Origin of the sequence: Streptomyces sp. WMMC940 (genome assembly GCF_027460265.1) — a bacterium.
In the GTDB taxonomy this organism is placed as follows: Bacteria; Actinomycetota; Actinomycetes; order Streptomycetales; family Streptomycetaceae; genus Streptomyces.
In genome coordinates, this window is the sequence record NZ_JAPZBC010000001.1 from 622,118 (window position 1) to 635,254 (window position 13,137).

10 protein-coding genes are annotated in these 13,137 nt (G+C 72.7%); 4 read left to right on the forward strand and 6 right to left on the reverse strand.

The annotated features are described in order from the left end of the window. Nucleotides 1-231 precede the first annotated feature (231 nt). The 3 genes from O7595_RS02900 to O7595_RS02910 all read left to right on the forward strand — a co-directional run bounded on the left by O7595_RS02900 (nucleotide 232) and on the right by O7595_RS02910 (nucleotide 4,953). Complete coding sequence (locus O7595_RS02900) at nucleotides 232-564, forward strand: SCO0607 family lipoprotein (RefSeq protein ID WP_269732345.1); 333 nt, start codon at nucleotides 232-234, stop codon at nucleotides 562-564. 436 nt (nucleotides 565-1,000) lie between these two features. Beyond that, the gene (locus tag O7595_RS02905) at nucleotides 1,001-3,706 is read left to right on the forward strand and encodes a SpoIIE family protein phosphatase (RefSeq protein WP_332328111.1); all 2,706 of its coding nucleotides are present in this window, start codon (nucleotides 1,001-1,003) and stop codon (nucleotides 3,704-3,706) included. A gap of 110 nt (nucleotides 3,707-3,816) precedes the next feature. Continuing rightward, complete coding sequence (locus O7595_RS02910) at nucleotides 3,817-4,953, forward strand: ABC transporter substrate-binding protein (protein WP_443071550.1); 1,137 nt, start codon at nucleotides 3,817-3,819, stop codon at nucleotides 4,951-4,953. Nucleotides 4,954-5,089: 136 nt separating this feature from the next. Here the strand turns inward: O7595_RS02910 and O7595_RS02915 are convergent, their stop codons facing one another. From O7595_RS02915 to O7595_RS02940, 6 genes are all read right to left on the reverse strand, one after another. Continuing rightward, nucleotides 5,090-5,428: an STAS domain-containing protein gene (locus tag O7595_RS02915; protein WP_269727143.1), complete on the reverse strand. Its 339-nt coding sequence runs from the start codon at nucleotides 5,426-5,428 to the stop codon at nucleotides 5,090-5,092. Nucleotides 5,429-5,525: 97 nt separating this feature from the next. Further along, nucleotides 5,526-5,894, reverse strand: coding sequence for a hypothetical protein (locus O7595_RS02920; protein ID WP_269727144.1), 369 nt, complete (start codon nucleotides 5,892-5,894; stop codon nucleotides 5,526-5,528). Further along, complete coding sequence (gene ctaD, locus O7595_RS02925; RefSeq protein ID WP_269727145.1) at nucleotides 5,891-7,639, reverse strand: aa3-type cytochrome oxidase subunit I; 1,749 nt, start codon at nucleotides 7,637-7,639, stop codon at nucleotides 5,891-5,893. Before ctaD ends, O7595_RS02920 begins: the two co-directional genes overlap by 4 nt. 1,465 nt (nucleotides 7,640-9,104) lie before the next feature. Further along, nucleotides 9,105-9,524, reverse strand: a complete 420-nt coding sequence (locus tag O7595_RS02930) for a hypothetical protein (RefSeq protein WP_269727146.1) — start codon at nucleotides 9,522-9,524, stop codon at nucleotides 9,105-9,107. Between the two features lie 12 nt (nucleotides 9,525-9,536). Beyond that, a complete protein-coding gene (locus tag O7595_RS02935) occupies nucleotides 9,537-10,010 on the reverse strand; it encodes a hypothetical protein (RefSeq protein WP_269727147.1) in 474 nt (157 codons plus the stop codon). 480 nt (nucleotides 10,011-10,490) lie between these two features. Beyond that, nucleotides 10,491-11,159 (reverse strand): hypothetical protein, encoded by a 669-nt coding sequence (locus O7595_RS02940; protein WP_269727148.1) that lies wholly within the window; start codon nucleotides 11,157-11,159, stop codon nucleotides 10,491-10,493. A gap of 492 nt (nucleotides 11,160-11,651) precedes the next feature. Between O7595_RS02940 and O7595_RS02945 the strand changes: the two genes are divergently transcribed. After that, nucleotides 11,652-12,980, forward strand: coding sequence for a collagen-like protein (locus O7595_RS02945; RefSeq protein WP_269727149.1), 1,329 nt, complete (start codon nucleotides 11,652-11,654; stop codon nucleotides 12,978-12,980). Nucleotides 12,981-13,137: the final 157 nt, after the last annotated feature.

Below are 13,137 nucleotides of genomic sequence, written 5' to 3' on the forward strand. Positions count from 1 at the left end.
CCGTGCTGCACGCGCACGCGGTCCGACCGTCACGTACGACCGGAGCACGCCCCGCCGGGTCCGCACGCACCGCTGTCACTCAGGCGCCCCGCCGGGTCCGCACGCACCGCTGAGTATCCGCGGACGCACTCCTGAGTAGACGTACTCAGGGCATGCCGGCCGACGTCGACGACAGTGGTGTGCGGAACGAACGGGCAGACCGAACGACCAGAGCAGGAGACCGCCGTGCACGTGTCCCGCAGGATCGACCGGCCCATCGGCACCGCCGAGCGCCGCAGGGGGCGGCGCGTCGTCGCGGCCGCCGCGCTCACCGCCGCGGTGGCGGCGGCCGCGCTCACCGGATGCTCCATCCGGGACGACATCTGCAGCCAGGGCGAGTACCCCGTCATCGCGGTGGGCAGCACCGGTTCCGCGTGCGTCCCCGAGGGGGAGCGGCCTCCGAAGGGCTACACGCGGTACCCCGAGGGCAAGGTGCCGCAGCAGGTCGACGACGAGTGGGACGTCTACTGGCGCACGCACACGGTCGACGAGGACGGCACCGTCGTCGACGCCCCGGCGGGCTGACCGCCCGAACCGGCGGCACGACGGGAGTTCGGCGGTCGCGGCACCGCGTTCCCGGACCACGTCACGCCGCGCGGGCAGCGGGCCGATCCGGCGAGACGGACACGGCCGGCGGCGCCGCACGACCACGTGCACGGGCCCTGTGCCACCACTCCCCCGCCCAGGGCCCGCGACACAGGACCGCCCGCGCGCGTCCCCCGGCCGCCGCCTCCGGGGCGGGCCCTCGCCCGGCGCGGCGCGCCGCCATGCACGGCGCCCCCGCCCGGGCGGCCCGCTCCCCGATCACCCCCTGACCGGCGCCCGAAAACGATAGAAATGCTCCATGCACCAATTTTCGGGGCGAAAAAGGCGTGGATCGCCGAAGTCCCCTGGGAGTGATCACGCGCCCGGCCGGTGGAACGCCCGGGGACGGCTGGGCCGCCTGCGTTCCCCGCTGACCGTGCGCAGCCTCGCCGGCCAGGTGTTCCTCCTGCAACTGGCGGTCGTGGTGCTGGTGGTCCTCGCCGCGATGGTGGCCCTCGTCGTACAGGCGCGCCGTGACAGCATGGCGGACGCCCGGCACCGGACGCTCACCGCGGCCCAGACCTTCGCGAACTCACCGGGACTGCAGGAGGCATTGGAGGGTCCCGACCCCACCGCTTCGCTGCAGCCGAGCGCGGAGGCGGTCCGCAGGGCCGCGGGCGTCGACGCCATCATCGTCTACCGGCCGGACGGGATCACCCTCACCCACAGCGATCCGAAGCAGATCGGAAAGCACGTCATCGGCCCCTACGCGGAAGCGGCGGCGGGGAAGACGTTCACCCGGACCTTCCAGGGGGCGCTGGGGCTCTCCGTCATCTCCGCCGTCCCCGTCAAGGACACCGGCGGCTCGGTCGTCGCCATCGTCTCGTCCGTCGTCACGGTGGGCAGCGTGCAGGACCGGGTGAACCGGCAACTGCCCGTCCTGTTCGGCGTCGCGGCCGGGTCGCTCGCCCTCGCCGCGGGCGGTTCGGCGCTGGTGAGCCGTCGTCTCCGGAGACAGACCCACGGCCTGGGACCGGCGGAGATGACCCGGATGTACGAGCATCACGACGCCGTCCTCCACGCCGTACGGGAAGGGGTGCTGATCGTCAGGGGCGACGGCCGGCTGCTGCTGGCCAACGACGAGGCCCGCCGCCTGCTGGAACTTCCGCAGGACGCGGAACGCCGCCGTGTGGGCGCGCTGGGGCTGAACGCCGACCTCGCCGCGCTGCTCACGTCCGACCGCCCCGCCACCGACGAGGTGCACCTGGCGGGTGACCGGCTCCTCGCCGTGAACAAGCGGTTCACCGCCGCCCAGGGGCCGGCGAGCAGCGTGGTGACGCTGCGGGACACCACCGAACTGCAGGCCCTTTCCGGCAGGGCCGAGACCGCCCGCCGGCGGCTGCAACTGCTCTACGACGCCGGGGTGCGGATCGGCACGACCCTGGACGTCACACGCACCGCCGAGGAACTCGCCGAAGTCGCGGTCCCCCGCTTCGCCGACATCGTCTCCGTGGAACTCCTCGACCCCGTCCTGCACGGCGACGAACCCTCCGGTGCGAGCACCGAGATGCGCCGCACCGCCGTCGTGGGCCTGGAGGGGGACCACCTCCTCTACCCGGTCGGCAGGCTGATCCGCTTCGTCCCCGCCCACCCCGCGGCCGCCGGCGCGGCCGACGGCCGGGCGGTACTGGTCGAGGACCTCAGCGCCTCCGAGGGCTGGCAGGCGCAGGACCCCGACCGCGCCCGGCGGGTCCTGGAGCACGGCATCCATTCCCTGATCGTGGTCCCGTTGCGCGCCCGGGGAGTGGTGCTCGGAGCGGCCCACTACTGGCGGGCGGACGGCTCCCCGCCGTTCGAGGAGGAGGACGTGTCCTTCGCCGAGGAACTGGGCGTCCGGGCGGCAGTGTGCATCGACAACGCCCGCCGCTACACCCGCGAGCACACCATGGCCGTCACACTGCAGCGCAGCCTGCTGCCCAGCCGGGTACCTGAGCAGTCGGCCCTGGAGGTGGCCTACCGCTATCTGCCCGCACGCGCGGGTGTGGGTGGGGACTGGTTCGACGTCATCCCGCTGTCCGGTGCCCGGGTCGCGCTGGTCGTCGGCGATGTCGTGGGACACGGTCTCCACGCGGCGGCCACCATGGGCCGACTCCGCACCGCCGTGCACAACTTCTCCGTCCTGGACATCCCGCCGGAGGAACTGCTGGGTCGTGTGGACGACCTGGTGGCCCAGATCGACAGCGACGAGGACGCCGCCGAAGGGGAGGGCCGGGGCATCACCGGTGCGACCTGCCTGTACGCCGTCTACGATCCCACCTCCGGGCGACTCGCGGTCGCCACCGCCGGTCATCCCGGACCGGCCGTGGTCCACCCGGGTGGGACCGTGGACTTCCCCCGGCTGCCCGTGTCCCCGCCGCTGGGCCTCGGAGCGGGGCTGCCCGGCGAGAGCGCCGAACTGACGGTGCCCGAGGGGTCCCGGCTGGTGCTCTTCACCGACGGGCTGATCGAGGACCGGGACCGCGACCTGGACGTCGGCCTGGCCGCGCTGCGCGAGGCGCTGGCCGGGCCCGTTCGGTCCCCGGAGGCCACCTGCGCCGCGGTCGTCGACGCGCTGGTCCCCGACCGGCCCCGGGACGACATCGCGCTGCTGGTGGCCCGCACCCACCGTCTCGACCCGAACCGGACCGCCGACTGGCAGGTGCCCCGCGACCCGGCGGCGGTCGCCCCCGTGCGCGCAGCCTGCGTCCGCCGGATCCGCGAGTGGGGCCTCGGGCAGCTCGACTTCGCCGCCGAACTCGTTCTCAGCGAACTCATCACCAACGCGATCCACTACGGCTCCGAACCCATCACCGTCCGGCTCGTCCGCGACCGGGCCCTGATCTGCGAGGTCTCCGACGGCAGCAGCACCTCGCCACGCCTACGGCGGGCCGAGGTCACCGACGAGGGCGGCCGCGGGCTCTTCCTGGTCGCCCGGTTCACCGAACGCTGGGGCACCCGCTACACGCCGACCGGCAAGGTCATCTGGGCCGAGCTCCCCCTCCACGGCGGTGCCGGCCCGTCGGTGGAGGGTCTCGCCGAGCTCCTGCTCGACGAGGCGGAGCCGCTTTCCGGGGAAGGTGAGCAGGACGGCACGGAACCGTGAGGGGCGTCCTGACGAAGCCGCACGACCGCCCGCGGGTCCGCTCCTTCCCGTACGTCCCTGCTCCTACGTCCCCGTTCGTTCCTTCCCGACCCTCGCGTCCTGGAGCAATCGTGACCGTACCCCGTGCCCGAACGGCGGCCACCGCGGCCTGCCTCACCCTCGCGCTGCTGGTCGGTTGCGCCGAGACGCCCGAGGACGCGCCCGTCGAGCCGTCGGTCGCCACCTCCGTGCAGGAGGCGGGAGGCATGAGCAGGCTGATCGCCGCGGCGAAGAAGGAGGGTGCGCTGAACGCGATCGCGCTTCCACGGGACTGGGCCAACTACGGTGGCCTGATCGACGACTTCGAGAAGACGTACGGGATCAAGGTCACGGTCGACGATCCCCAGGGCTCCAGTCAGGACGAGATCGACGCCGTCAGGAGGAGCGGGAAGCGCGCCAACGCCCCCGACGTCGTCGACGTGGGGGACACGTTCGCCCGGACGGCGGTCCGCGAGAACCTGCTCGCGCCGTACCGGGTGGCCGCCTACGGCTCGGTACCGGACAACCAGAAGGACGGCGAGGAGGGCCGCTGGACCAACAACTACGGCGGCTACATCTCCATCGGCTGCGACGCCCGCCGCGTCAGCCCCTGCCCCCGGACCTTCGCCGATCTGCTGGACCCCCGGTACAAGGGGATGGTCTCGCTCGACGGCGACCCCACCCGTTCCAACACCGCCTTCGCGGGGGTCTACGCCGCCGCCCTCGCGAACGGAGGGTCGTTCGACGACATCACCCCCGGCCTGGACTTCTTCGCCGAACTCCACGACCGCGGCAACTTCAACCCGGTCGAGTCCACCTCGGCAGCGGTCGAGACCGGCAGGACCCCCATCAGCATCGACTGGGACTACGTCAATCTCGACTACGCGGACCGGTTCCGCGGCAAGGGCGTGGACTGGCAGGTCGCGATCCCCTTCGACGGCAGCTTCGCCCAGTACTACGCCCTGGCCGTCAACCGGAACGCCCCCCACCCGGCAGCCGCCCGCCTGTGGCAGGAGTACCTCTTCGGCACGACGGGCCAGAACCTCCGGCTCAAGGGCTACGCTCGTCCGGTCCTGATGGAGACCATGCGCGAGGACGGCACCCTCGACGAGGCCGCAGCCGCGAAGCTGCCGACGGTCGAGGGCGAGCCCCGGTTCCCCACGGACGCACAACTGCGGAAGGCGAGGTTGACGGTCGACCGGGGCTGGGCGGAGGCCGTGGGAGGCTGACCGCCACACGTTCGGCCTCCGGCGGGACCCCGTGCGGCCTCCCTCGTCCGCTTCGGCCGCGGCGGGCTTCGGCGGCACGGCACGGACCGGCCCGCTGGGCGGCGGTAGCGCGGCCTCGACGCACAGGTCGACCTCCTCACTCCTCGATCGTGGCGACCGCGTCGAGCCCGGCGTGGCGCAGCGTCCGCCGGACCGTGCGCCGCGCCCCTCGGATGGTCAGCGCCGCGGGGTCCGCGCGAAGGCCGGCCGCCCGAAGGAGCGCGTACGCACACGCGAGGTCGAGGTGGGTGACCCCGCTCATCTCCACCACCCACTCGGCGGCCTCGGCCAGCGGGCTCGCGTCAAGGCGTTCTTCCAGTTCGCGCAGGGTCGCGGCCCCGATGTCCCCGGTCAGGACGACCTCTGCGCGCAGACCGTCGGCCGTCGACACGATGCTGATCGGTCCGGCCTGCGGGTTGGTGTCTTCGGCTGCCACGGTGGACTCCTTCACGGCCGGCGGTACTCCCTTGCCCTTCCATCGTCACGCCGGCGGCCGGGGCCGGTCCGCGTGCGGTCCCGGACCGGCCCCGGCGTCACCGGAGCGCGGTGAGGACGATGGTCGTCGCGCAGAGCGTGAGACAGGCGACGAGGCAGGCGACCGTCCGGCACAGGACACGGCGCCGCAGTTCCCGGTAGCGGGCGTCGTACTGGGCCTCCAGTTCGCGCGCCCGCCCCGCCACCGCCTCGAACTGCTCCCGGGACGCCTGGATGCGGTCCGCGGTACTGAGGCGCACGAGCTCCGTGCGCTCGTCGGCCGTCAGCCAGGGCATCCGGTCGGCGAGCCCTTCGGCCGCCGTCCGGGCCGCGACGACATGGGCGTTGGCCATCAGATAGCCCTCCAGCCGTGCGAAGCCCGCCGCCGTGTCGGCGCTGTCGCGGGCTCCGCCTCCCACACCGCTCACCGGTCGCCCTTGTCGTCGCCGAGCGGAGGCGCCGCGCCCTTGCCCGGTTCGATCACGTCCCGGTAGCCGGTGACACTCGCCTCGTCGCTCGATGCGACTTCCGGGTGGTGCAGATCGAACGCCGGGGACTCGGAGCGGATCCGCGGCAGGGTGAGGAAGTTGTGCCGCGGCGGCGGGCAGGACGTCGCCCATTCGAGCGAACGGCCGAAGCCCCACGGGTCGTCGACCTCGATCTTCTTGCCGTACTTGGCCGTCTTCCACACGTTGTAGAGGAACGGGAGGATCGACAGGCCGAGCAGGAACGAGCTGATCGTCGAGACGGTGTTCAGCGCGGTGAAGCCGTCGGCGGCCAGGTAGTCCGCGTAACGGCGCGGCATGCCCTCGGCACCCAGCCAGTGCTGGACCAGGAACGTTCCCTGGAAGCCGATGAACAGCGCCCAGAAGGTCATCTTGCCGAGGCGCTCGTCCAGCATCTTGCCCGTGAACTTCGGCCACCAGAAGTGGAATCCGGCGAACATCGCGAAGACCACGGTGCCGAAGACGACGTAGTGGAAGTGCGCGACGACGAAGTACGAGTCGGAGACGTGGAAGTCCATCGGGGGCGAGGCCAGGATGACGCCGGTCAGACCACCGAAGGTGAAGGTGATCAGGAAGCCGATCACCCAGAGCATCGGGGTCTCGAAGGACAGCGAGCCCTTCCACATCGTGCCGACCCAGTTGAAGATCTTCACACCCGTGGGGATGGCGATCAGGAAGGTCATGAAGGAGAAGAACGGCAGTAGCACTCCGCCGGTGACGTACATGTGGTGGGCCCACACGGTCACGGACAGACCGGCGATCGCGATGGTCGCGGCCACCAGGCCGATGTAGCCGAAGATCGGCTTGCGGCTGAAGACGGGCACGACTTCCGAGATGATGCCGAAGAACGGCAGCGCGATGATGTACACCTCCGGATGGCCGAAGAACCAGAAGAGGTGCTGCCACAACAGGGCGCCGCCGTTGGAAGCGTCGAAGATGTGGGCGCCGAACTTGCGGTCCGCCTCCAGCGCGAACAGGGCCGCGGCGAGCACCGGGAAGGCCAGCAGGACCAGCACACCGGTCAGCAGCACGGTCCAGCAGAACACCGGCATGCGGAACATCGTCATACCCGGGGCGCGCATGCAGATGATCGTGGTGATGAAGTTGACCGAGCCGAGGATCGTGCCGAAGCCGGAGAAGGCCAGACCCATGATCCAGAGATCGGCGCCGACGTTCGGAGTGTGAACGGCGTTCGACAGCGGGGAGTAGGCGAACCAGCCGAAGTCCGGCGCACCGTTCGGGGTCAGGAAGCCGCCCACCGCGATGAGCGAGCCGAAGAGGTACAGCCAGTACGCGAACATGTTCAGCCGCGGGAACGCCACGTCCGGCGCGCCGATCTGCAGCGGCATGATCCAGTTGGCGAATCCGGCGAACAGCGGCGTCGCGAACATCAGCAGCATCACGGTGCCGTGCATCGTGAACGCCTGGTTGAACTGCTCGTTCGACATGATCTGCGTACCCGGACGGGCGAGTTCGGCACGCATGAAGAGCGCCATGATCCCGCCGATGCAGAAGAAGAAGAACGACGTCGACAGGTAGAGCGTGCCGATCGTCTTGTGGTCGGTGGTGGTGAGCCACTTCACGACCACGTTGCCGGGCCGCCGGCGCCGGACGGGAAGTTCGTCTTCGTAGGTGTCCGTACCGAGCGCCTCGGACGACTTGTGCATGGCCACGTTGTTGCTCTCTCGAATGAGGAAGTTGCAGGAGGAAGCATGCCGTGACGAGGTGTGACCGGGCCCCAACCCGTCTCTCGGCGAGTCGTTCCCCCCGGCCGGCCCGGACTCGGGGTGCCCGCCGCGCTGTCGCGTGCCGCCGCTTGTTCCGCCACCGGCCCCACCCCTGCCCAGCCCGAACGCCCATGAGGACTTTTCCCCCGTTGCCGTATTTCCTTTCCGGACGGCCGTCCGGTGCATCCGAGCCATTCCGGTGCCGGCGCGAATTCCACCGGTGCGCCAACACCGATGAAACGGCCGGACCATTGTGGCGACGAGGTGCCGGCGCGGACCGGAATTCGGCGTGCCGCATGGCCGCCGCTGTCCTTCCCGGCCGACGTACGACCCTTCCGAGCTGCAGTCCGGCTGGTCCGTACGGAGGCAGGCCGGCCGGGTGAAAACGCGGCACCGAATTCCCACCGGTGACCGTGGACGAGCGCAAGCGGGTGGATATTGTGACCGGCCGCGTCGTCATGGCGTACGCGTGTTTCCGGAAACAACACTCCAACCAGGCAGGTCCCTTGACCGTGCACATGGGGGAATTTCACGCATGAGGATTTCACTTCGACAGGCCCGTCTCAGGGTCGCCCGCACGCTGTCGCTGGCCAGTGCCCTGGTGGTGGCGGCGAACGCGCTCTCGACGACGGACGCCGTGGCCGACGCGCTGGAGCGGGCGCGTACCGGCCATGGTCCGAAGGGCGCGGTGAGCGCCGACTTCAAGCCCCGTCCTCCGAACGACGACGACGACCGGGGGGACCGGCCCGGCAGGCCCGGACACGACGACCCGGACCGGCCGGGGAGGCCGGGAGGGACGCAGGGGCCCCAGGGGGCGCAGGGCCCTCAGGGTCACCAGGGTTCCACCGGCCCGCAGGGGTCCGGGGCCCAGGGTCCTCAGGGGGAGACGGGGGCACAGGGCTCGCAGGGCCCCCAGGGCTCGACCGGCTCCCAGGGGGTCGCCGGCCCGCAGGGGTCGACCGGCTCCCAGGGGGCGGTCGGTACGCAGGGCTCCCAGGGCTCCCAGGGATCGACCGGCTCCCAGGGTTCGAGCGGCGCCCAGGGGTCGACCGGCTCCCAGGGGGCGGTCGGTACGCAGGGCTCCCAGGGCTCCCAGGGATCGACCGGCTCCCAGGGTTCGAGCGGCGCCCAGGGAGCAGCGGGTACGGACGGCGTCCAGGGCTTCCAGGGAGCGGCCGGTCCACAGGGCGCAGCCGGGGACCAGGGCGCGGACGGCCCTCAGGGGTCGCAGGGTTCGGCCGGAGCCCAGGGCTCACTGGGCCCACAGGGCTCGGACGGCGCCCAGGGCCCCGGCGGCACACAGGGCTCCCAGGGATCCCAGGGATCGACGGGTGCCCAGGGTTCGGACGGCTCCCAGGGCGCGGACGGCCCCCAGGGGTCGCAGGGTTCGGCCGGAGCCCAGGGCTCACTGGGCCCACAGGGCTCGGACGGCGCCCAGGGCCCCGTCGGCACACAGGGCTCCCAGGGCTCCCAGGGCGCGGTCGGCAGCGAGGGGGCTTCCGGGGCGCAGGGCTCGGACGGCGCCCAGGGAACTGCGGGTGAGCAGGGATCGCAAGGCTCGCAGGGCGCGGCGGGTCCGCAGGGGTCGAGCGGCGCCCAGGGCTCGGACGGCGCCCAGGGAACCGCGGGTGAGCAGGGATCGCAAGGCTCGCAGGGCGCGGCGGGTCCGCAGGGGTCGAGCGGCGCCCAGGGCTCGGACGGCGCCCAGGGTGCCGCCGGTGAGCAAGGCAGCCAGGGGTTCCAGGGCGCGGCAGGAGTCCAGGGGTCGACCGGCGTACAGGGAGCCGATGGCACCCAGGGCGCGGCGGGTGAGCAGGGAACGCAAGGAGTCCAGGGTTCATCGGGTCCGCAGGGCTCCGCGGGAGCCCAGGGGCCTCTCGGCGCGGAGGGTCCGCAGGGCTCCGCTGGCCCGCAGGGCTCCACGGGCGCACAGGGGGCCGAAGGCGCGCAGGGGACGAACGGCGCGCAGGGGACGGCGGGTGAGCAGGGCCCGCAGGGCACCCAGGGCGCGACCGGCAGCGACGGGGTCTTTGGCCCGCAGGGAAGCGTGGGCGCCAAGGGGGACGACGGTGAACAGGGCCCGCAAGGGATCCAGGGAGCGTTCGGATCCCAGGGCGTCCCAGGCCCACAGGGTGCGGACGGCGCCCAGGGAACCTCGGGCGAAGCCGGCCCGCAGGGCACCCAGGGCGCAACCGGCAGCGACGGGGTCTCCGGCCCGCAAGGCTCCGTAGGAGCCCAAGGCCCCGACGGAGAACAAGGACTGCAGGGACTCCAGGGAGCCGACGGCCCACAGGGTCTCGCGGGCGCACAAGGATCCAACGGCGCCCAGGGGACGGCAGGCGAACAGGGCCCGCAAGGGACCCAAGGCGCGACCGGCAGCGACGGAGTGTCCGGCCCGCAAGGCTCCGTAGGAGCCCAGGGCTCCGACGGAGAACAAGGACTGCAGGGCGTCCAGGGAGCGTTCGGATCCCAGGGCGTCCCAGGCCCACAGGGTGCGGACGGCGCCCAGGGAACCGACGGTGAACAGGGCCCGCAGGGCACCCAGGGCGCAACCGGAGGCGACGGCACACTCGGTCCGCAGGGGTCCGTGGGAGCGCAGGGCGCGGACGGGGAACAGGGTACGCAGGGCGCCCAGGGCGTGATGGGGAACGAGGGGGATCCCGGTCCTCAGGGGTCGGAGGGCGCTCAGGGGTCAGACGGGGAGCAGGGGCTGCAAGGCGTCCAAGGGGCGACGGGTGCCCAGGGGATCGTCGGCACCCAGGGCTCCACCGGTGTGCAGGGGCCGCAGGGTTCACAGGGGATCGTCGGCCCGCAGGGATCCGACGGTGTTCAGGGCACCACGGGTGAGGCCGGTCCGCAGGGCTTCCAAGGGGCCGCGGGTGCTCAGGGCGTCGCGGGGCCGCAGGGCGAGGAGGGGCCGCAGGGGCCTTCCGGGGGTCCGCAAGGGCCGCAGGGGGCGGACGGTGCTCAGGGGCCCGCCGGTGGTCCGCAGGGCGCGACCGGCGCCCAGGGAGACCCTGGCGAAGTGGGACCGCAGGGAGTCCAGGGGGAGGCGGGTCCGCAAGGAGCGGCCGGAGTCCAGGGAGACACGGGCGGACAGGGCACCCAGGGGTTCCAGGGCACCGCCGGTCCGGCGGGGCCGACCGGGGCTCAGGGCGCTGTGGGCACCCAGGGGTCTCAGGGGTTCCAGGGAGCCGAAGGCCCACAGGGCACCACCGGAGCACAGGGGTCCGACGGAGTACAAGGAGCGCCGGGTACCCAGGGGACCCAAGGCGCCCAGGGCGTCGAAGGCACCCAGGGCGCAACGGGTGTTCAGGGATCCGACGGAGCACAGGGCGCTGTGGGCGCACAGGGCACGCAGGGATTCCAAGGAGCCGAAGGCACCCAAGGCGCAACGGGTGTTCAGGGATCCGACGGAGCACAGGGCGCTGTGGGCGCACAGGGCACGCAGGGATTCCAAGGAGCCGAAGGCACCCAAGGCGCAACGGGTGTTCAGGGATCCGACGGAGCCCAAGGCACCCCCGGCACCCAAGGCACCCAAGGAACCCAGGGCTCAACAGGCGTACAAGGCCCCGAAGGAGCCCAGGGCGCGGACGGAGCACAAGGCCCCGCAGGCACCCCGGGAGCCCAGGGATTCCAAGGAGCCGAAGGCACCCAAGGCGCAACGGGTGTTCAGGGATCCGACGGAGCCCAAGGCACCCCCGGCACCCAAGGCACCCAAGGAACCCAGGGCTCAACAGGCGTACAAGGCCCCGAAGGAGCCCAGGGCGCGGACGGAGCACAAGGCCCCGCAGGCACCCCGGGAGCCCAGGGATTCCAAGGAGCCGAAGGCACCCAAGGCGCAACGGGTGTTCAGGGATCCGACGGAGCCCAAGGCACCCCCGGCACCCAAGGCACCCAAGGAACCCAGGGCTCAACAGGCGTACAAGGCGCCGAAGGAGCCCAGGGAACCGTGGGCGCCCAGGGCGCGGAGGGTCCGCAGGGTGCGGCCGGGCCGCAGGGCTCGGTCGGGGCCCAGGGAGCAGCGGGTACGGACGGCGTCCAGGGCTTCCAGGGAACGACCGGGCCGCAGGGTGCGCAGGGGTCGGACGGCGCCCAGGGCGCGGCGGGCCCCCAAGGCACAGCGGGCGCACAGGGCGACACCGGCGCCACCGGGACACAAGGCGTCCAGGGGACGCCAGGTCCTCAGGGCGCGGCGGGCACCCAGGGTACGGCCGGGGTCCAGGGCGACGCCGGCACCCAGGGTGCTCAGGGCGCCCAGGGGTCGGACGGCGCCCAGGGCGCGGCGGGCCCCCAAGGCACGGCAGGCGCACAGGGCGACACCGGCGCCACCGGGACACAAGGCGTCCAGGGCGTCGAGGGAGCCCAGGGCGCGACAGGCCCCCAAGGCACGGCAGGCGCACAAGGCGACACCGGCGCCACCGGGACACAAGGCGTCCAGGGCGTCGAGGGAGCCCAGGGCGCGGCGGGCCCCCAAGGCACGGCAGGCGCACAAGGCGACACCGGCGCCACCGGGACACAAGGCGTCCAGGGCGCGGTCGGCCCTCAGGGTCTCCAGGGCACCACGGGTGCGCAGGGAGCCGAGGGAACGCAGGGCGTCCAGGGTTCCGCCGGTGAACAGGGTGCCACCGGCCCGCAGGGTCTCAGTGGCACTCAGGGCGCGACGGGTGCACAGGGTGCCCAGGGAACGGCGGGTTCGGCAGGTCCCCAGGGGTCGACCGGTGCCCAGGGTTCCACCGGCCCGCAGGGCGCGGCGGGAACGCAGGGCTCCCAGGGGTTCCAGGGCCAGACCGGTCCGCAGGGCACCCAGGGCCCGGCCGGCGCCCAGGGTTCCACCGGCCCGCAGGGCACCATCGGCGCCCAGGGCGCGGCCGGTGCACAGGGTACGCAGGGCACCCAGGGCTCGACCGGCGGAACGGGCTCCACGGGTCCCCAGGGCACCATCGGGGCCCAGGGACCCCAGGGAACCCAGGGGTTCCAGGGCACCACCGGTGCGCAGGGGCCTCAGGGCGCCGGCAACACGGGAGCGCAGAGTGTGACGGTGACGCGCACTCTCGCCGGCCCGCAGAGCTCCACGACGCTCAACACGGCCACGTGCCCGGCCGGCATGTACGCCACCGGCGGCGGCGCCTACAACGTCAACTCCACCTCGGGCGCGCCTGTCTCGTTCCAGGGAACCGACCGTCCCGTCGGCACCCCTCCCACGGGCTTCCAGTCCCAGGTCGGAAGCGGCGTCAACAGCAACGTGAACACGGTGGTGTACGTGATCTGCCGGCCGTGAGCGCGCTTCGCCGTCGTTCCGGCCCTCATGACCGTACGAGCGGCCGGGGCGCGGCGATGTGACGAGGCGCCGGCGGGGCGGGGCTCCGGCCGGTCGGCAGCCGTGGCGAGCTCCGGTCCGGCGGGGATCCTTCGTCTTCCCGCCGGCCACCGGCGCG

Coding starts and splice junctions, on each gene's coding strand:
- ctaD (WP_269727145.1), bottom strand. CDS start 7,639: ATGCACAAGTCGTCCGAGGCGCTCGGTACGGACACCTACGAAGACGAA.